The 25,811-nt window shown below is 65.2% G+C and carries 26 protein-coding genes; 14 read left to right on the top strand and 12 right to left on the bottom strand.

Going from position 1 to position 25,811, the window contains the following annotated elements; all coding sequences use genetic code 11:
* The first annotated feature begins 22 nt into the window (after positions 1-22).
* Both bglX and AM2010_RS01050 read left to right on the top strand, forming a co-directional pair.
* The gene (gene bglX, locus AM2010_RS01055; protein WP_082132756.1) at positions 23-2,356 is read left to right on the top strand and encodes a beta-glucosidase BglX; all 2,334 of its coding nucleotides are present in this window, start codon (positions 23-25) and stop codon (positions 2,354-2,356) included.
* Positions 2,357-2,360: 4 nt separating this feature from the next.
* The gene (locus AM2010_RS01050; protein WP_053043829.1) at positions 2,361-4,037 is read left to right on the top strand and encodes a sulfatase family protein; all 1,677 of its coding nucleotides are present in this window, start codon (positions 2,361-2,363) and stop codon (positions 4,035-4,037) included.
* A 9-nt stretch (positions 4,038-4,046) separates the two neighbouring features.
* On the opposite strand, the gene AM2010_RS01045 is transcribed toward AM2010_RS01050, so the two are convergent.
* On the bottom strand, positions 4,047-6,125 hold the full coding sequence (locus AM2010_RS01045; protein WP_047805505.1) for a glycoside hydrolase family 97 protein: 2,079 nt from the start codon (positions 6,123-6,125) through the stop codon (positions 4,047-4,049).
* Between the two features lie 150 nt (positions 6,126-6,275).
* Here AM2010_RS01045 and AM2010_RS01040 point away from each other — a divergent pair, with 150 nt between their 5' ends.
* Positions 6,276-7,568, top strand: a complete 1,293-nt coding sequence (locus tag AM2010_RS01040) for a sugar MFS transporter (RefSeq protein ID WP_047805504.1) — start codon at positions 6,276-6,278, stop codon at positions 7,566-7,568.
* Positions 7,569-7,712: 144 nt separating this feature from the next.
* Positions 7,713-8,459: a Crp/Fnr family transcriptional regulator gene (locus tag AM2010_RS01035; protein ID WP_047805503.1), complete on the top strand. Its 747-nt coding sequence runs from the start codon at positions 7,713-7,715 to the stop codon at positions 8,457-8,459.
* A 22-nt stretch (positions 8,460-8,481) separates the two neighbouring features.
* Here AM2010_RS01035 and AM2010_RS01030 read toward each other — a convergent pair whose 3' ends face one another.
* The 8 genes from AM2010_RS01030 to hisB all read right to left on the bottom strand — a co-directional run bounded on the left by AM2010_RS01030 (position 8,482) and on the right by hisB (position 13,144).
* Positions 8,482-8,754 (bottom strand): hypothetical protein, encoded by a 273-nt coding sequence (locus AM2010_RS01030; protein ID WP_047805502.1) that lies wholly within the window; start codon positions 8,752-8,754, stop codon positions 8,482-8,484.
* Positions 8,755-8,818: 64 nt separating this feature from the next.
* A complete protein-coding gene (locus tag AM2010_RS01025) occupies positions 8,819-9,436 on the bottom strand; it encodes a DUF1989 domain-containing protein (protein WP_047805501.1) in 618 nt (205 codons plus the stop codon).
* The gene (gene gntA, locus AM2010_RS01020; RefSeq protein WP_047805500.1) at positions 9,433-10,140 is read right to left on the bottom strand and encodes a guanitoxin biosynthesis heme-dependent pre-guanitoxin N-hydroxylase GntA; all 708 of its coding nucleotides are present in this window, start codon (positions 10,138-10,140) and stop codon (positions 9,433-9,435) included. The genes AM2010_RS01025 and gntA overlap by 4 nt, the downstream gene beginning before the upstream one ends.
* A gap of 50 nt (positions 10,141-10,190) precedes the next feature.
* Positions 10,191-10,358 carry a PEP-CTERM sorting domain-containing protein gene (locus AM2010_RS13890; protein ID WP_082634716.1) on the bottom strand — a complete coding sequence of 56 codons (168 nt, stop codon included), beginning with the start codon at positions 10,356-10,358 and terminating at the stop codon, positions 10,191-10,193.
* A gap of 84 nt (positions 10,359-10,442) precedes the next feature.
* Positions 10,443-11,216, bottom strand: coding sequence for an imidazole glycerol phosphate synthase subunit HisF (hisF, locus tag AM2010_RS01015; RefSeq protein ID WP_047805499.1), 774 nt, complete (start codon positions 11,214-11,216; stop codon positions 10,443-10,445).
* Complete coding sequence (gene hisA, locus AM2010_RS01010) at positions 11,213-11,941, bottom strand: 1-(5-phosphoribosyl)-5-[(5-phosphoribosylamino)methylideneamino]imidazole-4-carboxamide isomerase (protein ID WP_047807571.1); 729 nt, start codon at positions 11,939-11,941, stop codon at positions 11,213-11,215. The genes hisF and hisA overlap by 4 nt, the downstream gene beginning before the upstream one ends.
* Positions 11,938-12,558: an imidazole glycerol phosphate synthase subunit HisH gene (hisH, locus tag AM2010_RS01005; protein ID WP_047805498.1), complete on the bottom strand. Its 621-nt coding sequence runs from the start codon at positions 12,556-12,558 to the stop codon at positions 11,938-11,940. Before hisH ends, hisA begins: the two co-directional genes overlap by 4 nt.
* The gene (gene hisB / locus AM2010_RS01000) at positions 12,551-13,144 is read right to left on the bottom strand and encodes an imidazoleglycerol-phosphate dehydratase HisB (RefSeq protein WP_047805497.1); all 594 of its coding nucleotides are present in this window, start codon (positions 13,142-13,144) and stop codon (positions 12,551-12,553) included. Before hisB ends, hisH begins: the two co-directional genes overlap by 8 nt.
* Positions 13,145-13,229: 85 nt before the next feature.
* On the opposite strand from hisB, the gene AM2010_RS00995 reads away from it, so the two are divergent.
* From AM2010_RS00995 to gmk, 3 genes are read left to right on the top strand one after another with little or no spacing between them, the layout of a single operon-like run.
* Positions 13,230-13,733: an SspB family protein gene (locus tag AM2010_RS00995; protein WP_047807570.1), complete on the top strand. Its 504-nt coding sequence runs from the start codon at positions 13,230-13,232 to the stop codon at positions 13,731-13,733.
* 45 nt (positions 13,734-13,778) lie between these two features.
* Positions 13,779-14,210 (top strand): hypothetical protein, encoded by a 432-nt coding sequence (locus tag AM2010_RS00990; protein WP_053043827.1) that lies wholly within the window; start codon positions 13,779-13,781, stop codon positions 14,208-14,210.
* Positions 14,211-14,260: 50 nt separating this feature from the next.
* Positions 14,261-14,896 (top strand): guanylate kinase, encoded by a 636-nt coding sequence (gmk, locus tag AM2010_RS00985; protein WP_047805496.1) that lies wholly within the window; start codon positions 14,261-14,263, stop codon positions 14,894-14,896.
* Between the two features lie 850 nt (positions 14,897-15,746).
* Here the strand turns inward: gmk and AM2010_RS00980 are convergent.
* From AM2010_RS00980 to AM2010_RS00970, 3 genes are all read right to left on the bottom strand, one after another.
* Complete coding sequence (locus tag AM2010_RS00980) at positions 15,747-16,544, bottom strand: SDR family oxidoreductase (RefSeq protein WP_047807568.1); 798 nt, start codon at positions 16,542-16,544, stop codon at positions 15,747-15,749.
* Positions 16,545-16,590: 46 nt separating this feature from the next.
* Entirely contained in the window at positions 16,591-17,730 is a 1,140-nt protein-coding gene (locus tag AM2010_RS00975) for an acyl-CoA dehydrogenase family protein (protein WP_047805495.1), read from the bottom strand.
* Between the two features lie 138 nt (positions 17,731-17,868).
* Positions 17,869-19,032, bottom strand: a complete 1,164-nt coding sequence (locus tag AM2010_RS00970; RefSeq protein ID WP_047805494.1) for an acyl-CoA dehydrogenase family protein — start codon at positions 19,030-19,032, stop codon at positions 17,869-17,871.
* 240 nt (positions 19,033-19,272) lie between these two features.
* On the opposite strand from AM2010_RS00970, the gene AM2010_RS00965 reads away from it, so the two are divergent.
* The 7 genes from AM2010_RS00965 to AM2010_RS00935 all read left to right on the top strand — a co-directional run bounded on the left by AM2010_RS00965 (position 19,273) and on the right by AM2010_RS00935 (position 25,790).
* Entirely contained in the window at positions 19,273-20,709 is a 1,437-nt protein-coding gene (locus tag AM2010_RS00965; RefSeq protein WP_053043826.1) for an MFS transporter, read from the top strand.
* Between the two features lie 95 nt (positions 20,710-20,804).
* Positions 20,805-22,091, top strand: a complete 1,287-nt coding sequence (locus AM2010_RS00960; RefSeq protein ID WP_047805493.1) for an acyl-CoA dehydrogenase family protein — start codon at positions 20,805-20,807, stop codon at positions 22,089-22,091.
* Positions 22,091-23,179 (top strand): Zn-dependent alcohol dehydrogenase, encoded by a 1,089-nt coding sequence (locus AM2010_RS00955; protein ID WP_047805492.1) that lies wholly within the window; start codon positions 22,091-22,093, stop codon positions 23,177-23,179. Before AM2010_RS00960 ends, AM2010_RS00955 begins: the two co-directional genes overlap by 1 nt.
* Positions 23,179-24,264: a phosphotransferase family protein gene (locus tag AM2010_RS00950; RefSeq protein ID WP_047805491.1), complete on the top strand. Its 1,086-nt coding sequence runs from the start codon at positions 23,179-23,181 to the stop codon at positions 24,262-24,264. Before AM2010_RS00955 ends, AM2010_RS00950 begins: the two co-directional genes overlap by 1 nt.
* A 67-nt stretch (positions 24,265-24,331) precedes the next feature.
* Positions 24,332-25,153, top strand: a complete 822-nt coding sequence (dapD, locus tag AM2010_RS00945) for a 2,3,4,5-tetrahydropyridine-2,6-dicarboxylate N-succinyltransferase (protein ID WP_047805490.1) — start codon at positions 24,332-24,334, stop codon at positions 25,151-25,153.
* A gap of 91 nt (positions 25,154-25,244) precedes the next feature.
* Positions 25,245-25,553: a hypothetical protein gene (locus tag AM2010_RS00940; RefSeq protein ID WP_047805489.1), complete on the top strand. Its 309-nt coding sequence runs from the start codon at positions 25,245-25,247 to the stop codon at positions 25,551-25,553.
* Positions 25,554-25,601: 48 nt separating this feature from the next.
* Positions 25,602-25,790: a DUF3008 family protein gene (locus AM2010_RS00935; RefSeq protein ID WP_047805488.1), complete on the top strand. Its 189-nt coding sequence runs from the start codon at positions 25,602-25,604 to the stop codon at positions 25,788-25,790.
* Positions 25,791-25,811 lie beyond the last annotated feature (21 nt).

Genomic DNA, 25,811 nt, shown 5'->3' with positions numbered 1-25,811 from the left:
CGCGGGTTCAGGGAGAGAGTTCATGAAGAAGTCCGTCAATGTCCTCCTAACCAGCGCCGCCGCCCTCGCCCTCGCCGGCTTGGCGAGCGCAGCACAAGCCTCCACGCCGGAGGCGCCTGCGGCCAGTTCGCCGACGCAGGTTTCCGTCGCGCAGGCCCAGCCCGAATGGGCCCGGCAGGACCCGGCAATGGACGCCTTCATCGCCGACCTGATGGCGAAGATGACGCTGCAGGAGAAAATCGGTCAGCTCACCCTGCTCACCAGCGATTGGGAATCGACCGGCCCGACGATGCGCGAAGGGTACAAGCAGGATATCGCCGCGGGCCGCGTGGGGGCGATCTTCAACGCTTATACCGCCGATTACACGCGCGAACTGCAACGCGCGGCGATCGAAGGTACGCGGCTGAAAATTCCGCTGCTGTTCGGATACGACGTCATCCACGGCCATCGCACGATTTTCCCGATCTCGCTGGGCGAAGCGGCCAGCTGGGATCTCGACGCGATCGAGAAATCCGCCCGGGTTTCCGCGTTGGAAGCGACGGCGGAAGGCATTCACTGGACCTTCTCGCCGATGGTCGACATCTCGCGGGATGCGCGCTGGGGCCGCGGTTCCGAAGGGGCTGGGGAAGACGTGTTCCTCGGCAGCGAAATCGCCCGCGCACGCGTACGCGGCTATCAGGGTGACGATCTGGGCGCGGTCGACACCCTGCTTGCCACGGCCAAGCACTTCGCCGCCTACGGCGCCGCGCAGGCGGGGCGCGATTATCACACGGTCGATATTTCCGAACGCACGCTGCGCGACGTGTACCTGCCGCCGTTCAAGGCCGCGGTCGACGAAGGCGTGGCGACTTTCATGACGTCTTTCAACGAGTACGACGGTGTCCCCGCCAGCGGGAGCAAGTACCTGCTTACCGACGTGCTGCGCCACAAATGGGGCTTCGACGGGTTCGTGGTAACCGATTACACGTCGATCAACGAGATGGTTCCCCACGGCTATTCCAAGGATCTGGCTCAGGCCGGCGAACAGGCGCTGAATGCCGGGGTGGACATGGACATGCAGGGCGCGGTGTTCATGGAAAACCTCGCCCGCTCGGTGGAGGAGGGGCGCGTCGACACGACGCAGATCGACCAGGCGGTGCGCCGCATTCTGGAAATGAAGTATCGCCTCGGCCTGTTCGAAGACCCTTATCGCTATGCCGATAACGAGCGGGAAAAGGCCACGCTGTACAAGCCGGAATTTCTCGAAGCGGCACGGGATGTCGCGCGCAAGTCCATGGTCCTGCTCAAGAACGAAGGCGACGTGCTACCGCTGGCTGCCGAAGCCGGCCGGATCGCGGTGATCGGCCCGCTGGGTGACAGCAAGCCCGACATGATCGGAAGCTGGGCCGCGGGCGGCGACCGGCAAACGCGGCCGGTCACGATCCTGGAAGGGATCGAAGCCCGCGCCGGTGCCGGTGTCAGCGTCGAATATGCGAAAGGCGCCAGCTACGAATTTGCGGACGCCGGCAAGACCGACGGTTTTGCGGAAGCGCTGGCCCTGGCGGAAGGTTCGGACGTGATCGTCGCCGCGATGGGCGAAAAATGGGATATGACCGGCGAAGCCGCCAGCCGCACCTCGCTCGATCTGCCCGGCAACCAGCAGGCCCTGCTCGAAGCGCTCGTCGCCACTGGCAAGCCGGTGGTTCTGGTAATGCTGAGCGGACGGCCCAATTCGATCGGCTGGGCCGACGAGAACGTTCCGGCGATCCTGCACGCCTGGTATCCGGGTACCCAGGGCGGCCACGCGGTCGCCGACGTGCTGTTCGGTGACTACAATCCTTCGGGCAAACTGCCGGTCACCTTCCCGCGCAATGTCGGCCAGGTGCCGATCCATTACGACATGAAGAACACCGGGCGTCCGATCGAGCTGGGCGCGCCGGGCGCGAAGTACGTTTCGCGCTACCTCAACACGCCGAACGATCCGCTGTACCGGTTCGGATACGGTCTCAGCTACACGACGTTCACCTATTCGCCGGCGACGCTCTCGGCCGCCTCGATGGGACCGGGCGGGTCGATCACCGCCAGCGCCACGATCACCAACACCGGCGATCGCGCGGGCGAGGAAGTCGTCCAGCTCTACGTCCGCGACCTCGTCGGCTCGGTCACCCGGCCGGTCCAGGAACTGAAGGGGTTCGAGAAGATCATGTTGAAGCCGGGCGAATCGCGCACCGTCAGCTTCACGCTGACCCCGGCGGATCTCGCCTTCACTCGCGCGGACATGTCGCATGGGTGGGAACCGGGCGAATTCCAACTGTGGATCGCGCCCTCCTCCGGCGCGAAGGCCAGCACGCCGGTCACTTTCACGCTGACGGAATGAGGCGGTGCGAAGCCCGCTGATCGCGCTTGCCACCCTCGCCACGCTGACACTTCCGGCGTGCGCGACGGCCGCCCCCTCCCCATCGCAGGCCGCATCGGTTGCGGGGGAGGAAGCAGCGCAGCAGCGGCGACCCAACATTGTCTTCATCATGTCGGACGATCACGCCTACCAGGCGGTGTCCGCCTATGGCGGAGAGATCGCGCAACTGGCGCCCACCCCCAATATCGACCGGATCGCGCGTGAAGGCGCGATCTTCGCCAACAGCTACGTCACCAATTCGCTCTGCGGCCCCAGCCGCGCGACCATGCTGACGGGACAGTTCAGCCACCTGCACGGCTTTACCAAGAACGGGCAACGGTTCGACAACGCCACCTGGAACTGGGTGCGGGAAATCGGCGCCGCAGGTTACCAGACCGCGCTGTTCGGCAAGTGGCACCTCAATTATTCGCCCGAAGGCGCCGGCATCCAGACGTGGAAGGTGCTCGACGATCAGGGCAAGTATTACAATCCCGATATCATCACGCCCGAAGGGCGCAGCGTGGTGGAAGGCTATGCCACCGACCTTGTCACCGATTTCAGCATCGACTGGCTGGAGGAGGAACGCGATCCGGACAAGCCATTCGCGATCCTGATCCATCACAAGGCGCCGCATCGCAATTTCATGCCCGCGATCCGCCACTTGCAGACCTATCTCGGCACCGAATTTCCGGTGCCAACCAATTACTTCGACCACTACGACGGACGCCCCGCCGCGGCGGCGCAGGAAATGAACATCTACGCGGACATGTACGAAGGGCACGACCTGCACATGACGGAGGAAGCAGGATCGAACGCGCTGCGCTTCGACCGCTGGCCCGACGATTTCGCCCGCATGACGCCGGAACAGCGCGCGGCGTGGGATGCGCAGATGCAGCCGGCCAACGACGCGGTTAACGAAGCCGGGCTGGCCGGCCGTGAACTCGCGCTGTGGAAATATCAGCGGTACATGAAGCAGTACCTCGCCACCGTCGCCGCGGTGGACGACAGCGTCGGCCGCGTGCTCGACTGGCTGGAGGCGAACGATCTGTCCGAGAACACGATCGTGGTCTATACTTCCGACCAGGGTTTCTACCTCGGCGAACACGGCTGGTTCGACAAGCGCTTCATGTACGAGGAATCGCTACGCACCCCGCTGGTGATGCGCTTCCCCGGCCAGATCGCGCCCGGCACACGGGTGGAAGCGCCGGTGCAGAATGTCGACTATGCCCCGACGTTCCTCGATTACGCCGGCATCCCAGCACGCGCCGCCATTCAGGGCCGCAGCCTGCGCGAGGTGGTGGACGGTGAGGCCCCGCCCGACTGGCGCGAGGACATCTATTACCACTACTACGAATATCCGGGGTTCCACTCGGTCCGCGCGCATTATGGCGTGCGGACCGACCGCTACAAACTGATCCGTTTCTACGGCGACATCAATCAGTGGGAATTCTATGACCTCGCGACCGATCCGGGCGAGATGCACAACCGGATCGACGATCCCGCGGTCCAACCGATCGTCGCCCGGCTCCAACTGCGGCTGGAGGCTCTGCGCGCCCAATACCGCGACAGCGACGGGCCGGCGGTAAGCGATCCGCTGACCGCGGCGGCCAAGGGGCGACGCGATGCGGAGGCAGCCGCCGGCATCGCGGGGCACGCGCACTAGGCCGCAGCGCTACTCCGCCGGGCGCAGCGACAGGGCGAAGCCGCCGCCTGCTTCCATCGTCAGGGCCAGCGTTTCGCCGGCCCGAACCCGGCGTGTCTCGCGCACCATCGCGAAGCGATCGCCGTCGATCCCGCCGCCTTCGCCGTCGCGCCAGATCTCCGCAACATAGCGCGCACCGGCGGGCAGGAAGGCAAGGTCGATTGCAATCTCGCGCCGCTCGCCATCGGTGACGCCGCCGATCCACCAGTCATCCCCGTCCCTGCGCTGCCGCGCAACGACTGCGTATTCGCCGATCTCGCCGGCGAGCACCTGCGTGCGTTCCCAATCGACCGGAACCTGCTCGATAAACGCCAGCGCATCGGGCGCTGCGGCGTAGTTTTCCGGCAGGTCCGCCGCCATCTGAATCGGCGAATAGATCACCACGTAATCCGCAAGTTGGCGCGCCAGAGTGTTGGGCAGCGGCCGCGCATCACGCCCTTCCAGACTGACGATGCCCGGCGTCAGGTCGAACGGACCGGACAGCATGCGCGTGAACAGCAGGGTCGGTTCGTGCTCCGGCGGGTTCGGCGGTTCGCCCCAGGCCATATACTCGGTGCCGCGCGCGCCTTCGCGAGTGACGAGGTTGGGCCAGGTGCGGCGGAGGCCTGTATCCTTGACCGGCTCGTGCGCATTCACCGCGATGGCGTGCTCCGCCGCCCGCTCCGCCACCAGGGCGTGATGGCGCACCATGTATTGCCCGTCATGATATTCCCATTGCTCGGTCCCGTCCGGGTCTTCGCGCAGGGCCATGCCAGCATCGGCGACATAGCCGGTCTTGACCGAATGGATGCCATGCGCGGCATAGTAATCGAGGGCATCCTCAAGCTGCCGTTCGTAAAGCCCGGCGTTGCCTGCGGTTTCATGGTGGCCCATGATCTCGACGCCTTTCGCCCTGGCATGGGCGGCAACACGGTCCATGTCGAAATCGGGGTAGGCTTCCGCGAACTGGAAGTTCCGGCCGCTCTCGCTCCACCACCCCACGTTCCAGCCTTCGATCAGGACCGATCCGAAGCCGTGATCGGCAGCGAAGTCGATATAGCGCAGGGCGTTTTCGGTCGTCGCGCCGTGCTTCGGCCCGTCGTTCCAGCTCCAGATATCGAGATGCATCCCCCACCAGATGCCGACGTACTTGTGCGGCGTGAACCAGCCCAGATCCGCAATCCGGCTGGGTTCGTTGAGGTTGAGGATCATGTCCGAAGCGGCATAGAGCGCAGGCGCATCCTCCCCGATCAGCACCGTCCGCCAGGGGGTGGCGAAGGGAGCGGCCCGGCGGACCTTCCACGGTTGCGAGGACGGCGCGAGACGGGTGCGAAAGCGCTGCCCCTCCACCCGCTGGAGCCAGAAGGCCGCGTAATCGACCAGCGCAGCCTCGTGAATCGCGATGTGCAGCCCGTCGGTACGGCGGAAGGTGATCGGGCTATGCGCCGTGCCAACCTCGTGCGCAGGGGTCCGGCGATAGAGATACTCGTAGCGATTCCATTCGCCGCCGGGGATCCACCAGGCTTCGGTGTCCCCACCCTCGGTCGCCAGATTGAATTCGGTCAGCTCCTCGTCGATCCTGACGTCGGCCAACTTGTCCTGCTCCGGAAATTCGAAGCGGAAGCCGACGCCGCTGTCGAACACGCGCGCCACCAGTTCGATCGTGCGCCGATCGCGCACCTGTTCCACCATCGGCACGCGAATTTCGCGATAGTCGTTGGTGACCAGCCGGCTTTCACCCCAGTGCTGTTCCCAGGTTTCGGTGTGGCTGGCGTGCGTCGCCTCGCCCAGTTTCACGCCATGCTGCCACTTGCCCGCACCGCGCAGCATGAAACCGAGCGCGGAAGGGGCGATGATCTGCCGGCCATCGCGGGTCACCGTGTACGTCGGCACGCCATCCACCGTTGTCAGGGCGAAGCATATCCGGGTGTCGGGCGAACACTCGCTGTGGCTGACACCGTCCTGCGCCTGCGCGGCGGCGGTTTGCAGGCCCATCGTGACCCCCAGCGTCAATACGCTGGCGCGCAAGCTGCGTGACCGGCGCCGATCGCGAGACTGTTCGTCGTTCATCCAACTCTCCCTAGCCGTTCACGCGGTCGGTTTGATGACCGTTCGGCGGATTTCCTGCCTGCGGTTGTGGGCGAAGAAGAAACCGCGTGCAACCGGTTACATGATCGGTTAAGCCGCTTCAAAAGCAGATGACCCTGGGAGGGAAGCAGAATGGCCGTGGCACCCGAAACCGCATCGAGCACGGACCCGAATCCGGTGGAAGACGGCGCGCAGCCGATCAATGCGCCGGGATTGCAGTATTTCGTGTTCGGCCTGTTCTTCATCTTCGGCGGGATCACCAGCCTCAACGACGTGCTGATCCCCAAGCTGAAAGAGCTGTTCACGCTCAATTACACCCAGGCGATGCTGGTGCAGTTCTGTTTCTTCACCGCCTATCTGGTGATTGGCATTCCCGGCGCGAAGCTGGTCAAGAAGATCGGCTATATGCGCGGCGCAGTCGCCGGCCTGATGACGATGATGGTCGGCTGCCTGCTGTTCATCCCGGCAAGCCAGACGGCGACATACGGCATCTTCCTGTTCGCCCTGTTCGTGCTGGCCAGCGGCGTGGTGATCGTTCAGGTAGTCGCCAACCCGCTGATCAGCCTGCTCGGCCCGCAGAAAACCGCGCATAGCCGGCTGACTTTCGCGCAGGCGTTCAATTCGCTGGGCACGACGGTGTTCCCTATCGTCGGGTCGGTCGTGATCCTGGGCAGTCTGGCCAATGTTACCGCCGATGACCTGTCGGGCGCGCAACTGCTCGCTTACCGTCAGGCGGAAAGCGAAGCGATCTGGCAGGGATACCTGGGCGTCGCTGCGCTGATTGCGCTGGTCGCCTTCGCTGTGTGGCTGTTCCGCAATCGCCTGAAAGGCGAACAACATGCCCCGTCCTCCGGCCTTGCAGGGTTCGACCTGCTGAAGCGCGCGCGTTTCGGATACGGCGCGCTCAGCATCTTCCTCTATGTCGGGGCAGAGGTTGCGATCGGATCGATCATCATCAACTACCTCGCGCAGGATCGCGTGCTCGGCCAGCCCGAAAGCGTGATCGGGTGGATGATCGGCATCTACTGGTTCGGTGCGATGGTCGGCCGTTTTATCGGTTCTGCCGTGCTGCGGATGTTCAGCCCCGGCAAGATCCTGGCCTTCAACGCGACCGGCGCAATCCTGCTGATCCTGATTTCGGCCAACACCAGCGGCGTGATCGCCGGATACAGCCTGCTGGCGGTGGGCCTGATGAATTCGATCATGTTCCCGACCATCTTCTCGCTCGCATGCGAGAAGTTAGGCCCGCGTGCGGCGGACGGATCGGGCATCATCAACGTCGCGATCTTCGGCGGCGCCGTGGTCCCGGTCCTGTTCGGCGCCCTTGCCGACCTAACCGGCAGCCTGGCCGCCGCGCTGGCGCTGCCCGCGACCTGCTATGCAATCATCGCAGGCTTCGGCATCTTCGCGCGCCGCCCGGCCTGAGCGCGCGACAGCAACGGCGCGGCAACCTTGCCGAACGATCCCTGCACGGGGCGCGGGATCATCCGCGCTTCCCCACAGGCGGCGGGCTGGCGCGTTGCTTCCCCGCGAGGGAGCGGATACGCCTCTCCCCAAGGGGAGACTGCCGTGCTGACCAGACTGTTCCTTTGCGGGCGCCTTCGCCACGATCTGAGCGATACGGAAATGCGCGCGATCGAGGATGCGATCGCGCGGACCGTGCAGCTGGAGCCGCGCGAACAGCTCGTCGAACGCGGTGAAAGGCTGGAACGCAGCCTCTATATCGTGGAAGGCACGATGGTCCGGCATATCGACGACAAGCGCGGCGAACGCCAGCTCGTCGGGGTCAACATCGCCGGCGATTTCATCGATCTGCACGGCTATCCGATGAAGCGGCTCGACCACAGCATTTCATCGCTGACCCGGGCGACGCTGGCCGAGGTGCCGCACCATGCGATCACCGATATGGTCGCGAACCATCCCCATCTCGCCCGCGCGCTGTGGTTTTCGACCCTGCTCGATGCCGCCATGCACCGCGAATGGATATTCCGCCTCGGCCGGCTCCACGCAGAAGGGCGGATCGCGCACCTGATCTGCGAACTGATCGCGCGATTGCGCTTCGTCGATCTGTTCGACGGGTGCCTGCTACCCATCCCGCTGCTGCAGCGCGACTATGCGGAAGCCTGCGGGATCACCCCCGTCCACGCCAATCGCAGCTTCCGCACGCTGAAGGAACGCGGCCTGCTGACCCCCCTCGGCGATGGGCGGCTGGAAATCCACGACGAAGCCGCGCTGCGCGATCTGGCGCAGTTCGATGCGTCCTATCTCTATGGCGAAGGCGACCTGGCCCCGACTACGCTGGAAGACCGCGAATAGCGGGGCGCCTGCCACACGGCGATCAATCGTCGCCGCGCGCCATCGGCATTCGGGCGACTGCGGGCGAGCATTCGCCTTCCCGCGCGCTCGAAGCATCGCCCGCGCCGCGCCCCATCGTCCAGTTTCGCGCCAGCCGCACTTTCGGATTGGGCGCGCACCATATCTCGCCCGAATCGTCGAGCGCGGTAACCCAGATCAGGTTGTGTTCCGGCCCATAGTCGATCACCGCGAAGGCAAGGCCGGGGCCGCGATCCACGACATGGACCGGAAGCGGAGTCTGCAGTTGCACAAACACAAAGATACCTCGCAGCCAAAATGTACGCGCCCAGATGAACCGCCTCCGCCATGCGGGAGGCAAGTCAGGACCGGTCGTCCCCGTCGCTGTCGTCGCCGGCAGGCTCGATCCGGTAGTCGATCGGTTTGAAGCTGCCCCCGTTCGAAGCATAGGCGGAACAGGCGGTCAGCCCGATCACCAGCGGCATCAGCGCGCGCAGCCGGATCTGGTCACCTGGGCTGGTCGACGGCGGCAGCACCGCGATCTTTCCGCCTGCCGGATCGACCGGCACGTTCATGAACACGTTGAATGCCGTGGGGATCGCGTCCTCTTCGATCCCATACGGGGCGAGCGCTTCCGCCAGATTTCCGAAGCAACCGCGATGGGCCGGCTTGTCGGGATAGAAATGACGGAAAGTATCGACCGAACACGGCGTGAGCAGGAAGTCGTGACGGCCAGCCGTATCCTCGACGATTTCCAGCATCCTGCGCGAGCGGTTGGACCACAGGGCATTGCCCGTCGTGAGGCTGATCGTTTCCTCGTAATCGAACGTCCGGCCGTTGGAGATGACTTCGCGAACGTCGGCGCGGGCATAGGCCACCAGATCGCTGACCTGGCCCCCTTCGGGGTCGAGCACGACGAGTTCGTCGCCGTAATCGAGTTCGAAGGCCGTGCCGCTGCGGGGGGCGATGCGGTCGGTCATGCTGCCGACCGCGGATCGCGGAACGGACACCGCCAGTCTTCCCCCACCTGCCGCCCGCTGTACTGGCGCGCTTCGCTGTTGTCGCCATGCCGCGCAAGCATGGGGTTGATGGAGCCGGCCAGTTCCTCGTCACGCGCGAGAATCCGTTCGCGCATCCGTTCGTAACGGTTGGCCGCGCGGAGCTGTTCGAACTGATCGTGCAGGTTGAACACCAGCGTCGGATGCGGCGCGCGGCGTGCCGGGCGCGAGGCATTGGGGTGCATCCCGACCACGAAATAGGCCTGCTTCCCGAACGAGAGCGAGAAATGCGGGTCTTCCGGGTCGCTGCTGACATTCTCGTCATAAGGATGGCCGATCCAGCCATCCTTGTCGGCCAGCGACTGGAGGCGTTCCCACATCGCCTTCTCGAATGCGCTCTCGCTCATCGTCCCCGGTTCGGAGAAGACCACGGCGAAGCTGCGCAGGCCGGTGGGGTCGCGCGAATAGTCCGCGCTCCATTCCAGCAGCCGCTGATGAATGCGCACATCGTCCCAGCCGCTCACCAGCGACCAGGCGGGTTCGATCCGAAGGGTGCCCTTGGCGAGCGCGGATTTCGCCCCGACGCAGGGAAATTCGGTCGCTGCGACATGGGCCCGGAGCGACGATTCGAGATGGGCGCCGTCGAGCGGGATGAGAGATCGATCGTAATCGGATAGTGGGGACATGCCCCTAAATACTCGGGAAACGCGTTACGGTTTCCGCGCATCAACATTGATCAGTCGGATCGCTTGCCCCGCCCCCGCGCGCCGAAGCGCCGACCGATCAGCAGACCCGCCAGGCCGAGACCAAACAGCGCAAGGCCCGAAGGTTCGGGCAATTGCGTCGCCTCCGCCGCCGCTGCCGGAGCCGCCAGGCCCGCGAGAATGATCGCCCAGATGCGCATGATACCCACAGCCGCTCTGCCCCTATGCCCGAACAGGCAAGCGCAATTCCTCGCCCGTCCCGCATTGGCACTCGCCGCCGGGCACTATCCCCGCGCGGGAATGCCCGCTGCGCGCAACGCCGAGTGGGCATCAGCAATCGAATATTTGCCGAAATGGAAGATCGATGCGGCCAGCACGGCACTTGCGCCGCCCTGCATCACGCCGTCGACCAGATGATCGAGCGTGCCGACGCCGCCGCTGGCGATCACCGGCACTGCCACCGCATCGGCAATCGCGCGGGTCAGCGCGAGATCATACCCGGCCTGAGTCCCATCCCCGTCCATCGAAGTGACCAGCAGTTCGCCGGCGCCCAGCCCGGCAAGCCGCCGGGCATGGGCCACGGCGTCGATCCCGGTGGCCCGGCGGCCGCCGTGGGTGAAGACTTCCCACCCCGATCGGGTTGCCCCCTCGCCCACGCGGCGCGCATCGACCGAGGCGACGCAGCACTGGCTGCCGAACCGCGCGGCGATTTCTCCCACCAGCTCGGGCCGGGCAACGGCGGCGGAATTGACCGCGACCTTGTCCGCCCCGGCGAGCAGCAGCGCGCGCGCATCCTCGACCGTGCGGACCCCGCCGCCGACGGTGAAGGGCATGAAGCAGACCTGCGCCGTGCGCCGCACGATGTCGAGCAGGGTCCCGCGCCCTTCATGGCTGGCGGAGATGTCGAGGAAGCACAGCTCGTCCGCGCCGGCCGCGTCATAGGCCTGGGCCTGTCCGACCGGGTCGCCGGCATCTTTCAGGTCGACGAAGTTCACACCCTTGACCACGCGGCCTTCGGCCACGTCGAGGCAGGGGATCACGCGCACGCGAACGGTCATGCCCGGTCCGCCATCGCGATCGCCGCGGCCAGATCCAGCCGCCCGTCGTAAAGCGCGCGGCCGGTGATCACGCCCTCGATCCCCTCGTGCGCGTGGAGCGCGAGGAGGTGGATATCGTCCAGCCCCTTGACCCCGCCGCTGGCGATCACCGGCATGTCGACCCGGCGCGCCAGATCGACCGTCGCGTCGATGTTGCAGCCCTTCAGCAATCCGTCGCGCCCGATGTCGGTGAACAGGACGCTGGCAACGCCGGCATCCTCGAACCGGCGGGCAAGATCGGCGACCGGCACGTCCGACACCGCGGCCCAGCCTTCGGTCGCAACCATGCCGTCGCGCGCGTCGACCGCGACCACGATCCCGCCGGGAAATTCCGCCGCCATGTCCTTCACGAACTGCGGGTCCTTCAGCGCGGCGGTGCCCATGACGATCCGCGCCACGCCCAGATCGAACCAGCCTGCGACCGCATCGCGCGTGCGGATGCCGCCGCCCAGCTGGACATAGCCGGGAAAGGCGGCGACGATCGCTTCCACTGCCTCGCGGTTTTCAGCCCGCCCGGCAAACGACCCGTCGAGATCGACAACGTGGAGATGCTGCGCCCCCGCCTCGGCAAACAGCATGGCCTGCGCGGCGGGATCGTCGCCGTAAACGGTGGCGCGATCCATGTCGCCTTCGGCCAGGCGCACGACCTGGCCAGCCTTGAGGTCGATTGCGGGAAAAACGATCACGGGCGCCACTCCAGGAAACGGGTCAACAGGGCCAGCCCGTAGGCCTGGCTCTTTTCGGGATGGAATTGCACGCCCAGCAGGTTGTCGCGCGCGACCGCGGCGACGATCCCGCCCCCGTGGTCGGTCATCGCGGCGATCGTCTGCGGATCGTCGGCGGCGAAATGGTAGGAATGGAGATAGTATGCCTCCCCCTCCTCCAGCACGGTTCCGGCATGGGCGGTCGGGGCGACATCGTTCCAGCCCATGTGCGGAACCTTGATCGCAGGGTCAGTCCTCTCGATCGCGCGCACTTCCCCGCCGATCCAGCCCAGCCCGCGCGTCACCCCGTGCTCAAGCCCGCGGTCCGCTAGCAGCTGCATCCCCACGCACACGCCCAGAAACGGCACGCCGCCCCCGCGCACGCGCTCGTCCATCGCGTCGACGAGGCCGGGGATCGCGGTCAGGCCGCGCGCGCAGGCCCGAAACGAGCCGACGCCGGGCAGGACGATCCGGTCGGCAGCGCGCACTGCATCGGGATCGGCGGTCACCTGCACCGCCGCCCCCACCGTGCGCAGCGCGTTTTCCACCGAATGCAGATTGCCCGCGCCGTAATCGATCAGCGCAACGGTTTCAGCCACCCAGAATGCCCTTGGTGCTGGGAACCGCGCCGCCCTTGCGCGGGTCGATTTCCACCGCGGTGCGCATCGCGCGGGCGAAACCCTTGTAGATCGCTTCGCAGATATGGTGGTTGTTCTGACCATAAAGCAGTTCGACATGCAGGGTGATCCCCGCTGCCTGCGCCACCGACTGGAACCAGTGTTCGATCAGCTCGGTATCCCATTCGCCCAGTCGCGGCTGCGAGAAGCCGGCCCGCCAGGCGAGAAAGGGCCGACCGGAAATGTCGAGCGCGACCCGCGCCAGCGTCTCGTCCATCGGCGAATAGGCGTGGCCATATCGCGCGATCCCCGCCTTGTCGCCCAGCGCCTGGGCCAGCGCCTGCCCCAGCGCGATGGCGCTGTCTTCGGTCGTGTGGTGCTGGTCCACGTGAAGATCGCCGTCGACTTTCATCGTCACGTCGATCAGCGAATGCTTGGCAAACTGTTCGACCATGTGATCGAGAAAGCCGATCCCCGTCGCCACCGTATAGATACCGCTGCCATCGAGGTTGACCTCGATTTCAATGGCGGTTTCCGCCGTCTTCCGCTCGATCCTGCCTGTTCGCATGTCTGCGGCGCTATACGCATGGCTGGGCATGGCGCAAGCATTGGCGCTTGACCGGCGCGCCGAGGGTCGCCACGAAGCGGGCGAGATGACCGACGATACACCCGACAGCCTGATCCCTTATGACGAGATCGTCCAGGAGGCGCTGCGCGCCGTGGTCGGTCGCGTGCTGGGCGAAATCCAGGCCGGCGGCAGCGAACTGCCCGGCAGCCACCATTTCTACATTACGTTCAAGACTCATGCGCCGGGTGTTTCCATCCCGGCCCATCTGCGCGAACGTTTCCCCGATGAAATGACGATCGTGCTGCAGAACAAGTTCTGGGATCTGAAGGTCGACGAAGAAGGGTTCACCGTCGGCCTCAGCTTCAATCAGGTTCCGGCCAAGCTCGACATTCCGTTCTCCGCGATCACCGCGTTCGTCGATCCGGCGGTCGATTTCGGACTGCAGTTTCAGGCCAGTGTCGCCGATATGGCGCCCGAAGCGCACGACGCGGCAGAAAACGACGCCCCGGAACAGGGCGACCAGCCGACCGTTGGCGAAAGCGAGGACGGCTCCAACGTCGTCACGGTCGATTTCGGCCGCAAGAAATAGCTGCGGCCCTGGCCTTGCCCCGGGCCGCGCAACAAGGTGAGGCAGATGGCCAGGGCGAGAAATTCCACCAATGAACATGCGACCGATAAAATCGGGGCGGCGATCGACAGCGCCGGCGACCGGCTGCATCCCGGCAACGACGACGTGGCCGGCGTCAGCCCCAATCCCGCGACCAACCTGCTGATGGTCGACGTTCTGATGCGAAGCGGCGGGCGTCTGTTGCGGCTGGGGCTGGAAAAGGGGTTGCTGGGCAACCGCTATGGCGGCCCGGCAGCGAAAGAGATGGTCGAGCAGCGTTCTATGGTGCAGACGCTCACATCCTATGCCGTCGCGCGCGTGGCGACCCGGTCGGTTCCCGGCGCCATCGTCGTCGGTGGCGGACTGGTCGCCAAGGTCCTGCTGGACCGCAGCCTCGCGCGCCGCGCTGCCCAGCGCAAGGGCGACCGGACGCTGCGCAAGCGTGTGGAAAAGGACTGACGCGGGCACATGGGGTTGATTTCCCCGCGCCGCTCGGCGCATGAGCGCGCATGGCCGACCAGGATACGCTTCACCGCCGCGGATTGATGTTCATTCTTTCCTCGCCCTCCGGCGCAGGCAAGACCACGATTTCACGCATGTTGCTGGAAGCCGACGGGGAAATCCGGCTCTCCGTCTCCGCCACCACGCGGCCCAGGCGGCCCGGTGAAATCGATGGCGTGCATTACCACTTCGTGTCCGATGCCGACTTCGATCGCATGATCGAGGAAGACGATTTCTACGAATGGGCGCATGTCTTCGATCATCGCTACGGCACGCCCAAGGGCCACATCCGCGCAGGATTAAAGGATGGGCACGATTTCCTGTTCGATATCGACTGGCAGGGCACGCAGCAGCTTTACCAGAAGGATCAGCAGGACGTGGTGCGGGTGTTCATCCTGCCGCCCAGCCTCGACGAACTGCACCGCCGGCTGATGGCCCGCGCGACCGACAGCAGCGAGGTGATCGAAGGCCGGATGGAACGCGCGCGGGCGGAAATCAGCCACTGGGACGGATACGACTATGTCGTGGTCAACGACGACGTGAACGTCTGTTTCGGCAAAGTGCGCGCAATCCTCCACGCCGAACGGATGAAGCGCGCCCGCCAGACCGGCCTGATCGGCTTCGTCCGCGAACTGATGGATTAAGCCCTGCACCCTCGCGCAGGCGGCGACCTGAGACCGCTGGCGCTCCGCCTGATAGCCTGAGACCCCCGCCTGCGCGGGGCATCGGCTATATGCGGGCTTTGGCACATTCGACTTGACATTTATAACCGTTTTGGTTATGTGGTGAGGGCCAGTCCATACTGGCACAAGCGACGGGGTCGAAGCGTGTACGCGTCACGTCTGGCCGCTTCGTCCTTACGGCCGGTGCCTCGGGGGGCTAGTGACCTTCTAGAGAAAGCACCCTGTGCCGGGATGCGAGGAGTTTTGGAACTGCAGGTTCGTTTGTCGCGGTGGCCCTCAACGCCGCGAACGACAGGGACCCGCATTCCAAACGGATTGGGTGAGCGCGAGCCCTGGCCCTCTTCCGTGCCTTGCACCCCTCCTAGGGCTGAGCGGCAGGTTGTGCGTAACCCCTTCCGCCACTCGCGACGATGTTACCAAGGCAACCCTGTGACGCCCAGGTGGCAATCCTGTGATGCCCAGGCGGCACCGGCCGATTCCGTCCGCTTGCCTTTCCCGGCGCAACCGTCCGCACTCGCCAGCGGATGATCGGGCGCGGGCTGGCCCTGACCGCCCCCCCCGTGAGTTCCTGCGAAAGCAGGAACCCAGACGCAGCCGCAACGCCCGCCATCATGGACCCCTGCTTTCGCAGGGGATCACCTCGGAGAGACCGACCTTTCCCCCTCCGATCCCCCGCGCAGGCGGGGGTCTCATGCTATCGGGCACAGCGCCTGCGGCCTGAGGCCCCCGCCTGCGCGGGGGATCGCGTGAGGGCAGTTTGATGCCCCCACCCGTCCGCACCAGTGGACGGTTCTCTACCCGCCGCGATGGCTCAGCCCGGTTGCGCGAAGTGGTTGGGCAGCAGGGCGTTGACGATGCCGCCGTCGACGGTCAGCGTTTCGCCGATCGTGTAATCGCCCGCGCGGCTGGCGAGATAGACTGCGGTTCCGCCCATATCGAGCTTGTCCCCGACCCGCTTGCTGGGAATGCCGGCGGCCGACTGTTCTTCGTGGTCGCGCGCGGCGCGGTTCATGTTCGAGGGGAAGGCCCCCGGTGCGAGACTGGTGACATAGACATGGTCCTTCACCAGCCGCGCGGCCATGCGCCGGGTAAGATGGATCAGCGCCGCTTTGGATGCCTGATAGGAATAGGTTTCCCACGGGTTCACCCGCTGCCCGTCGATCGAGGTGATGTTGATCACCTTGGCCGGGCGGTCCGCACTGGCTGCCGCAGTCAGCAGGCCGTGCAGCTTCTGGGTCAGGAAGAACGGCGTCTTGACGTTGAGGTCCATCACCTTGTTCCACCCGTCTTCGGGAAATTCGGTGTAATCCGCGCCCCAGGCCGCCCCGGCGTTGTTGACGAGGATGTCGAGCTTGCTCTCGCGGCCGGAAATTTCCGCCACCAGTTCCTCGATCCCTTCCATCGTCGAAATGTCGCCCTGGATCGGCACGACTTTCTCGCCCATCTCTTCCGCCGCTTCGTGCAGCTCGCCGCCCTTGCGCGCGGTGATATAGACTTTGTCGATTCCGGCAGCGAGAAAGCCTTCGACGATCATCCGCCCGATTCCGCGGCTGCCGCCGGTCACCAGTGCAACGCGCCCCTTGAGGCTGAACAGGTCTTCGAGGGTCATGAATTTCTCTCCCATTTGCCCCTCCCGCAAGCGAGAGGGGAGAATATCAGTAGCCCGAAAGCTCCGCCACGCGGCCGGCGTGGTAATGCGCGTCGCCCAGGAATTCGGCCAGCGCCCGGTCGCGTTTCATGTAGAGGCCGATGTCGTATTCGTCGGTCATGCCGATGCCGCCGTGCATCTGCACCCCTTCCTTGACCGCGAGGCTGGCGGCCTTGCCCACCTTGGCCTTGGCGACCGAGGCCATAAGCGAGGCGTTCTGCGCCCCGGCATCGAGCAGCTGCTGCGCCTTGATCGTCACGGCACGGGCGATCTCGACTTCGGAATAGAGGTGCGCGGCGCGGTGCTGCAGCGCCTGGAATTCGCCGATCAGCTTGCCGAACTGCTTGCGCTGCTTGAGGTAATCGACCGTCATGGCCATCGCCCCCCTCGCGACGCCGACACCTTCGGCAGCGGCGCCGACCCGGCCCGCGTCGATCATCCGGCTGAGCACTTCGCGCCCGCCGTCGACTTCGCCGATCACGGCATCACCGTCCAGTTCGACCCCGTCGAGCGTCAGGTGGCTCGCCATCGAGCTGTCGACCAGCCGCACGGCATCGTGATCGAGGCCCGCCGCATCCTTCGGCACGGCGAACAGGGTCACGCCGTCGGCATCGTCTTCCGCGCCGGAAGTGCGGGCGGCGACGACGATCATGTCCGCGCTCGCGCCCTGGACGACGAAGTCCTTGCGGCCCGACAGGCGGAAACCGTTGCCCGATTTTTCGGCCCGGGTGGCGATCCGCTCGGGCCGGTGCTTGGCCCCTTCGTCGATCGCCACGGCGAACACGCTGTCACCCGCGATCAGGCCGGGCAGATAGCGCCCGCGCAAGTCGTCGCTCGCCTGGCCCAGCGCGCTGGCGGCGATCACCGAGCTGGTGAGGAACGGCGAGGGCGTGAGATTGCGGCCGATCTCCTCCAGCACGATGCCGGCCTCGACATGGCCCATGCCCAGGCCGCCGTCGGCTTCGGGCACCAGAATGCCGGTGAAGCCCATTTCGGCCATCTGTTTCCACAGCGCGTGGCCGAAGCCATCTTTGCATTCGCGGTCGCGCCAGTGGCGCAGCTGCTTCGCGATTGCGCCTTCTTCGGCCATGAACTGGCTGGCGGTATCGGCGAGCATCGTCTGATCGTCATCGTGATAGAGCGGCATTTCTTTCTCCCTGGCCCCATCCCACCTGCGTGGGGGAGCGAGACCTGCGCTTGCGCGGCAAGCCCTGATAGCGGCGGGGTGGGCTTGCTGGCCGAGGCCCACCCCCGGCCCCTCCCGCAAGCGGGAGGGGAAATTGGCTCAAGCCCCCGGCAGCTCCAGAATACGCTTGGCGATAACGTTGAGCATGACTTCGCTCGTCCCGCCTTCGATCGAATTGGCCTTGGTCCGCAGCCACGACCGCGCGGCTGATCCGCCACGCGATTCCTCGCTGTCCCATTCGAGCGCGGCGGACCCGCCGGCGGCCATTACCAGTTCGTGCCGGCGCTTGTTCAGCTCGGTCCCGGCATACTTCATCATGTTCGGCTGCGCCGGGTGCGCCTTGCCGACTTTCACTTCGTCGAGGAATTTCTCGCCCATCGCGGAAAAGGCCAGGGCGTCGACGTCGAACATCGCCAGCTCCGCGCGCAGGACCGGGTCCATCTCGCCCGCCTGGCGCTTCAGCATCGCGCCGATGCCCGCGCCGCGTTCGGAGTTGTCGGCACCGGAAATCATCTCGCGCTCGTGCCCCAGCAGGTACTTGGCCACGTCCCAGCCGCGATTGATCTCACCCACGAACTGGTCCTTGGGCACCTTCACATCGTCGAAAAAGGTTTCGCAGAAGGGGCTGTTGCCGCTGATCAGCAGGATCGGCTTGGTCGAAACACCGGGCGATGCCATGTCGAACAGCATGAAGGTGATGCCCTGGTACTTGTTCGTCTTGTCCGTGCGGACGAGGCAGAAGATCCAGTCCGCCTTGTCGGCATAACTGGTCCAGATCTTCTGGCCGTTGACGACCCAGTGATCGCCCTTGTCCTCGCCAAACGTCTGCAGGCTGACGAGGTCGCTGCCCGACCCGGGTTCGGAATAGCCCTGGCACCAGCGGATTTCGCCACGGGCGATCTCGTTCAGATACTTGCGCTTCTGTTCCTCGGTGCCGAATTTCAGCAGCGCGGGGCCGAGCATCCAGATGCCGAAGCTGGACAGCGGCGAACGCGCGTTGATCCGCGCCATTTCCTCGCGCAGGATCTTGGCTTCGGGCGGGGAGAGACCGGCCCCACCATATTCGCGCGGCCAGGCCGGAACGGTATAGCCCTTGTCGCGGCACGCCTCGAACCAGGCTTTCTGCGCCTCGCTCTGGAACGTGGCGTTGCGGCCACCCCAGTAGGCATCGTCTTCGCCCTGGGCGGGCTCGCGCATTTCGGCGGGGCAATTGGCTTCAAGCCATGCGCGCGTTTCGGCGCGAAAACTCTCTAGGTCGGACATGTCAGGCAGGCTCCTCTCGGGAAAATCGGGCGGCAATCGATGCCGTCTGCTTTACGTGCAGGTTAAGGTGATTCGGCCCCTTTCCGCAAGCGCGTTCGTGTCGCTCCGCCATGCCGTAACGTCATCAGAACCGCGTTGACGCAAGTTTACCTTCCCGTAAGCTTGGCGGCGAAAATCGGGAGGAGAGGCCTGCATGACACACCCAGCCCAGACGGCGGCAACCGGCTGCGAATCGCCATCGTGACGGCGCAGGCCCGAACCGGCCCGCTACCGCTGCGGATCAAGCTGGCCAACGGCTTTGGCTCGATCGCTTTCGGGGTGAAGGACAACGGCTTTTCCGTCTTCCTGCTGACCTTCTACAACCTCGTTCTGGGGATGGAGGCGTGGCTGGTCAGCCTTGCCCTCGTGCTCGCGCTGATCGTCGATGCTTTCGTCGATCCCCTGCTCGGCAATCTCTCGGATCGCACATATACGCGCTGGGGACGGCGCCTGCCCTGGCTCTATCTCGCCCCGCTACCGCTGGGGATTGCGTGGTATGTGCTGTGGTCGCCGCCGGTCGACGGCCCGCCCAGCTTCGCACTGCTGCTGGGCATGGCGATATTGATCCGGCTGTTGCTTTCCGCCTGCGAAGTGCCCTCCGCCGCGCTCGTGCCCGAACTGACCCGCGATTACGACGAACGCACCACACTGTTCCGTTTCCGCTACCTGTTCGGCTGGACCGGCGGCCTGGCACTCCTGTTCCTGACTTACAGCGTATTCCTGAGCGATGGCCTGCTGGATCGGGATGGCTATCGCATTTACGGCCTGGTCGGCGCGATCGTGATCGTGGTCACCACGCTCCTTTCCGCCTTGGGACAACACAAGTTTGTGGCCCGTTACCCGGACGCCAAGCCACCGCCGTTCAGCCTCAAAATCGCCTTCGCCGAAATCGTCGAATCGTTTTCCGAACGGGCGTTCCTGATCTTCGCGCTGGGGGCCGTCGCGGCCTACATCACCCAGGGGATGACATTCGCGCTGTCCAACTACCTGTTCTATTTCGTGTGGGAATTCACCGAAGGCGCGCTGGCGATCTATCCCTTCGTGCTCCTCGCCAGCGTCATCATCGTGTTCCTGTCGCTGGGCGCGCTTCATCGCCGGTTTGGCAAGATCCGCGTAGCCTCTGGTGCGACAATCCTGGGCGCGGTGTTCTGGCTGATCCCCTACGGCCTGCGGCTTGCCGGGATGTGGCCCGAAGTCGGCGGCACTATCTCCACCGCGATGCTGTTCGCGTTCGTCCTGGTCAGCAACTGTTTCACGGTGATGGTGCTTGTTTCGGCATCGTCGATGGTCGCCGAAATCGTCGAAGCGTTCGAAGAACGGACCGGCCGCCGGGCGGAAGGGGCATTCTATTCGGGCAACTGGTTCGTGCAGAAATGCGCGACCGGGCTGGGCATCCTGGCCGCGGGAACTGTGGTTTCGCTGTCCGGCCTGCCCAGCGACGCCACCCCCGGCAGCGTTGCGGCGCCGATTATCGACAGTGTCATCGTGCAATATTGCGTCATGATCACCGTGCTGGGCGCGTTTTCCGCATGGTGGCTGGCCCGCTTCCCCATCGACCGCGCCGATCACGAGGCGCGGCTGGCGGCGCTGGACGCTGCGGCACGCGGCGATCTGGATGCCAACACCATGGCACCTTGAGCCCAGGCAAGACGAATGCGCTTGGCGGGCCCCGGCGGCTCTGCCAGTTTCACCCGGAAACGGAATCGAGATTTTAGAGAGGAACAGCGAGAACCATGAACTTCGAACCCACCGAAAGGCAGCAGTACTGGCGCGACCGCGTGCGCGATTTCATCGAAACGAACGTGCGCCCCAACACCGGCACCTATACCGAGCAGGACGCGCAGGGCGACCGCTGGAAAGTCATCCCGATCGTCGAGGACATGAAGGCCAAGGCGAAGGCGCAGGGGATCTGGAACCTGTTCATGCCGCCGCAGGGCCAGCTCAGCCACGTGGACGATTCGTTCGAATTCGACGGCCCCGGCCTGACGAATCTCGAATATGCCATGTGCGCCGAAGAAATGGGCCGCATCGGCTGGGCGAGCGAAGTGTTCAACTGTTCCGCGCCCGACACCGGCAATATGGAAGTCTTCCACCGCTACGGCACGCGCGCGCAGAAGGATCAGTGGCTGAAGCCGCTGATGGAAGGCGAAATCCGCTCCGCCTTCCTGATGACCGAACCGGATGTCGCCAGCTCCGACGCGACCAATATTGAAACCCGGATCGAACGTGACGGCGATCATTACGTGATCAACGGGCGCAAGTGGTGGTCATCGGGCGCCGGGGACCCGCGCTGCAAGATCGCGATCGTCATGGGCAAGACCGATTTCGGCGCGCAGCGCCATGCACAGCAATCGATGATCGTCATGCCGCTCGATGCCGAAGGGGTCACGATCGAACGGCACCTGCCGGTGTTCGGATACGACGATGCCCCCCACGGCCACATGGAAATCGCGCTCGACAACGTGCGCGTGCCGGCGGACAATCTGCTGCTGGGCGAAGGGCGCGGGTTCGAAATCGCGCAGGGGCGCCTCGGCCCGGGCCGCATCCACCACTGCATGCGCACCATCGGCACGGCGGAAGAAGCGCTGGCGAAGATGTGCCGCCGCCTGCAGGAACGCGAAGCCTTCGGCAAGCCGATCTACAAGCATTCGGTATGGGAAGAACGCGTGGCCCGCGCCCGGATCGATATCGACATGACCCGCCTGCTGTGTCTCAAGGCGGCCGACATGATGGACAAGGTCGGCAACAAGAGCGCCAAGCAGGAAATCGCGATGATCAAGGTCCAGGCGCCGAACATGGCGCTGAAGATCATCGACGATGCGATTCAGGCGCATGGCGGCGGCGGCGTGTCGAACGACTATGGCCTGGCCAATTCCTACGCCCACCAGCGTACCCTGCGGCTCGCCGATGGGCCGGACGAGGTTCATGCACGCTCGATCGCGCGGATGGAATTCGCCAAGCACGCGCCCCAGCCCAATAGCGACGCCGTCAGCTCGGGCGATATGGGGGCGACGCGCTGATGGCAAAGGCAGCGATCCTGGAAAAGCCCGGTGACGGCCTCGTCATCGGGGAGATCGAGGTGGCCGAGCCGCAGGCCCACGAGGTTCTGATCGACACCCGGGCCTGCGGCCTGTGCCATTCGGACCTGCACTTCATCGACGGCGCCTATCCCCACCCCCTGCCGCTGGTCCCCGGACACGAGGCAGCGGGCGTGGTCCGCGCGGTCGGCAGCGAGGTGAAGACGGTCAAGCCGGGCGATCACGTGGTCACCTGCCTCAGCGCCTTTTGCGGCCACTGCGAATTCTGCGTGACCGGGCGCATGGCGCTGTGCCTGGGCGGCGATACGCGCCGCGCGCAGACCGAAGCGCCCCGGCTGACGCGCGGCGACGGCAGCCCCGTGATGCAGCTTCTCAACCTGTCCGCCTTTGCCGAGCAGATGCTGATCCACGAACATGCCTGCGTCGCGATCGACAAGGCGATGCCGCTCGATCGCGCGGCGGTGATCGGCTGCGCGGTGACGACCGGTGCCGGCGCGATCTTCAACGCCTGCAAGCTGGTCCCCGGCGAAACCGTGGCTGTCATCGGCTGCGGCGGCGTGGGGCTGGCCACGGTGAACGCGGCGAAGATCGCCGGCGCGGGCAAAGTCATCGCGGTCGATCCCCTGCCCGAAAAGCGCGCGCTGGCCGAAACGCTCGGCGCGACCCACACCGTCGATTCCCTGGCAGACGATGCGGTGGAACAGATCGTGCGCATTTCCGGTGGCGGCGTCGATCACGCGATCGAGGCGGTCGGCCGGCAGGCCAGCGCCGATCTGGCGGTCAAGGTCCTGCGCCGCGGCGGAACCGCCACCGTGCTGGGCATGATGCCGCTCGACTGCAAGGTCGGCCTGGGCGCGATGGATCTGCTCTCGGGCAAGAAGCTGCAGGGCGCGATCATGGGGATGAACCATTTCCCCGTCGATCTGCCCCGACTGGTGGATTTCTACATGCGCGGCCTGCTCGATCTCGACACGATCATTGCGGAGCGTATTTCGCTGGAACAGATCAACGACGGTTTCGACAAGATGCGCGCCGGCCACAGCGCGCGCAGCGTGATAGTGTTCGACTGATGACAGACAATTCCAACAGCTCGATCGATTACGAGAAGGAAATGGTCGGCACGATCGACGTGCCCGACCGCGACAGGCTGGACGAAGGCGCGCTCACCGCCTGGATGGATGCCAACGTGGAAGGGTTCGCCGGGCCGATCACGCTGTCGAAGTTCAAGGGCGGGCAATCGAACCCCACCTATCGGGTCGATACCCCGCAGCGCGCCTATGTCCTGCGCCGCCAACCATTCGGCAAGCTGCTGCCCAGCGCCCATGCGGTCGACCGCGAACACAAGGCGATGTCCGCGCTCGGCCCCACCGGCTTTCCGGTCCCGAAGACTTACGGCCTGTGCGAAGATCCCGAAGTGATCGGGTCGAAGTTCTTCGTCATGGACCTGGCCGATGGCCGGTCGCTGTGGAACGGTGCCCTGCCGGACAGTTCGCCCGATCAGCGCCGAGAGATCTACCACGCGATGATCGACACGATCGCGGACCTTCATCTGAAGGACCCGCAGGCGATCGGAATGGGCGATTTCGGCAAGCCGAACGATTACTGCGCCCGCCAGATCGCCCGCTGGGCCAAACAATACCGCCTGTCCGAAACCGAACATATGCCGCAGATGGAACGGTTGATCGAATGGCTGCCCGAAACTGTGCCGCCGCAGCACGAATCGAGCGTGGTGCACGGCGACTACCGGCTCGACAACATGATCTTCCACAAGACGGAAAACCGCGTGATCGCGGTGCTGGACTGGGAGCTTTCGACGCTGGGCGATCCGATTGCGGACTTCGCCTATCTGATGCTCAACTGGTTCAGCCCGGCCGATGGCCGCGCAGGGCTGGAGGGTCTCGATCTCAAGGCGCTCGGCATTCCCTCGGTGGAGGATGCGGTCGAACGCTATGTCGCGCGCACTGGATATCCGGTTCCGCCGATGGACTGGTATTTCGCCTACAACCTGTTCCGCCTCGCCGGGATCATGCAGGGGATCAAGAAGCGGGTGATCGACGGCACGGCATCTTCGGCCCATGCAAAGACGATGTCGGAGCGGGTCGGGCCGCTGGTGGACCGCGCCTATCAGTTCGCGCAGGCAGCGGGGCTAGATTAGCTTTCTTGCCGCATCGGCATGGGGCCGCTAGCAGCCGGGGCGACTTTCACATCACCGGAGCGCCACCATGTCCGCCGAACTCGAATCCGCCATCGAAGCCGCCTGGGAAAACCGCGCCGAAGTCAGCCCGCAGTCGGTTGAAATTCGCGAGCAGGTGGAAGCGGCGATCGAGCTGATCGACAGCGGTCGGGCGCGGGTTGCCGAACCCGACGGCGCGGGCGGATGGAAGGTCAACCAGTGGCTGAAGAAGGCGGTGCTGCTCAGCTTCCGTCTGCGCGACAACGCCGTGATCGACGGCGCCGTGGGCGCCCCCGCCTACGACAAGGTGCCGAGCAAGTTCGATGGCTGGGACGAAGCCCGCTTTGCCGCCGGCGGCTTCCGCGTGGTTCCGGGCGCGATCGTCCGCCGCGGCAGCCATATCGGCAAGGGCGTGGTGCTGATGCCCAGTTTCGTCAACATCGGGGCCTATGTCGGCGACGGGACGATGGTGGACACCTGGGCTTCGGTCGGAAGCTGCGCCCAGGTCGGCTCCAACTGCCATATTTCCGCCGGGGCCGGGATCGGCGGCGTGCTGGAACCGCTGCAGGCCAACCCGACCATCATCGGCGACAACTGCTTCATCGGCGCGCGCTCCGAAATCGTCGAGGGGGTGATCGTCGGCGAAGGCAGCGTGGTGGCGATGGGCGTTTTCATCACCCAGTCGACCAAGATCGTCGATCGCGCCACCGGGGCCATCACCCGCGGCGCGATCCCGCCCTACTCTGTCGTCGTGCCCGGCACGCTGCCCGATCCGGCGGGCGGGCCCTCGCTCGCCTGCGCGGTGATCGTCAAGACGGTCGATGCCCAGACGCGCGCGAAAACCGGGATCAACGAACTGCTTCGCGACTAGCCGCCTCCGCTAACCGCCCGCACGGAACAGGAACATTCGCCCCCGCCGAACGTAAATGGCCCATCAGGGTCGCTTTACGGGAGCAGGAACGATGGAACGACAGGGCGAAGAGGTTCACATGAACGAGACCGAAGCAAGCGGTGGTTCCAAGGAAGGCGTCGTGCGCTGGGTCCTGATCGTCGGCACGTTTCTGGCAATCGCGGCCCTGACCGTCATCTGGGTGACCGGTGCGCTGACTCAGGGCGAGGCCGAGAGCGAAGCCACCGCCAGCGGACGGATCGAGGCGTCGGAACGCGACACCGCCACCGACAGCATCGTCGATGACCGCTTCGAAGATATCGAAGGCGCTGCGGAAGGCGGCGACAGCCCCGCAGACGAGCCTGGCCGCGTCGGCACCTGAACTGCCGGGCACCTGTGCGTGCCGGCGGACAGAGGAAAGGATTTCATCATGCCCGCACAATCGAAAGCTCAGCAACAGGCAGCCGGTGCCGCGCTTTCCGCCAAGCGCGGTGACACCGACGTTTCCGATCTCCAGGGCGCATCGAAACAGATGTACGATTCGATGAGCGAAAGCGAACTGGAGGATCTGGCCGAAACCGATCGCGAAGGTTTGCCCGACAAGAAATCGGACGACTGACCGGACCCGTCCCGCAGGCTG

The sequence above is a fragment of the Pelagerythrobacter marensis genome (assembly GCF_001028625.1).
GTDB lineage: Bacteria > Pseudomonadota > Alphaproteobacteria > Sphingomonadales > Sphingomonadaceae > Pelagerythrobacter > Pelagerythrobacter marensis.
Note: the sequence above shows the minus strand (reverse complement) of the source record. Positions and strands in the feature narration are given on the sequence as shown.

What these genes read in the sequence shown, in the direction of transcription:
- bglX (WP_082132756.1), top strand. Translation starts at nt 23, where the DNA reads ATGAAGAAGTCCGTCAATGTCCTCCTAACCAGCGCCGCCGCCCTCGCC.
- AM2010_RS01045 (WP_047805505.1), bottom strand. Translation starts at nt 6,125, where the DNA reads ATGAACGACGAACAGTCTCGCGATCGGCGCCGGTCACGCAGCTTGCGC.
- AM2010_RS01040 (WP_047805504.1), top strand. Translation starts at nt 6,276, where the DNA reads ATGGCCGTGGCACCCGAAACCGCATCGAGCACGGACCCGAATCCGGTG.
- AM2010_RS01025 (WP_047805501.1), bottom strand. Translation starts at nt 9,436, where the DNA reads ATGACCGACCGCATCGCCCCCCGCAGCGGCACGGCCTTCGAACTCGAT.
- gntA (WP_047805500.1), bottom strand. Translation starts at nt 10,140, where the DNA reads ATGTCCCCACTATCCGATTACGATCGATCTCTCATCCCGCTCGACGGC.
- AM2010_RS13890 (WP_082634716.1), bottom strand. Translation starts at nt 10,358, where the DNA reads ATGCGCATCTGGGCGATCATTCTCGCGGGCCTGGCGGCTCCGGCAGCG.
- hisF (WP_047805499.1), bottom strand. Translation starts at nt 11,216, where the DNA reads ATGACCGTTCGCGTGCGCGTGATCCCCTGCCTCGACGTGGCCGAAGGC.
- hisB (WP_047805497.1), bottom strand. Translation starts at nt 13,144, where the DNA reads ATGCGAACAGGCAGGATCGAGCGGAAGACGGCGGAAACCGCCATTGAA.
- AM2010_RS00995 (WP_047807570.1), top strand. Translation starts at nt 13,230, where the DNA reads ATGACCGACGATACACCCGACAGCCTGATCCCTTATGACGAGATCGTC.
- AM2010_RS00990 (WP_053043827.1), top strand. Translation starts at nt 13,779, where the DNA reads ATGGCCAGGGCGAGAAATTCCACCAATGAACATGCGACCGATAAAATC.
- gmk (WP_047805496.1), top strand. Translation starts at nt 14,261, where the DNA reads ATGGCCGACCAGGATACGCTTCACCGCCGCGGATTGATGTTCATTCTT.
- AM2010_RS00980 (WP_047807568.1), bottom strand. Translation starts at nt 16,544, where the DNA reads ATGACCCTCGAAGACCTGTTCAGCCTCAAGGGGCGCGTTGCACTGGTG.
- AM2010_RS00975 (WP_047805495.1), bottom strand. Translation starts at nt 17,730, where the DNA reads ATGCCGCTCTATCACGATGACGATCAGACGATGCTCGCCGATACCGCC.
- AM2010_RS00970 (WP_047805494.1), bottom strand. Translation starts at nt 19,032, where the DNA reads ATGTCCGACCTAGAGAGTTTTCGCGCCGAAACGCGCGCATGGCTTGAA.
- AM2010_RS00960 (WP_047805493.1), top strand. Translation starts at nt 20,805, where the DNA reads ATGAACTTCGAACCCACCGAAAGGCAGCAGTACTGGCGCGACCGCGTG.
- AM2010_RS00955 (WP_047805492.1), top strand. Translation starts at nt 22,091, where the DNA reads ATGGCAAAGGCAGCGATCCTGGAAAAGCCCGGTGACGGCCTCGTCATC.
- AM2010_RS00950 (WP_047805491.1), top strand. Translation starts at nt 23,179, where the DNA reads ATGACAGACAATTCCAACAGCTCGATCGATTACGAGAAGGAAATGGTC.
- dapD (WP_047805490.1), top strand. Translation starts at nt 24,332, where the DNA reads ATGTCCGCCGAACTCGAATCCGCCATCGAAGCCGCCTGGGAAAACCGC.
- AM2010_RS00940 (WP_047805489.1), top strand. Translation starts at nt 25,245, where the DNA reads ATGGAACGACAGGGCGAAGAGGTTCACATGAACGAGACCGAAGCAAGC.
- AM2010_RS00935 (WP_047805488.1), top strand. Translation starts at nt 25,602, where the DNA reads ATGCCCGCACAATCGAAAGCTCAGCAACAGGCAGCCGGTGCCGCGCTT.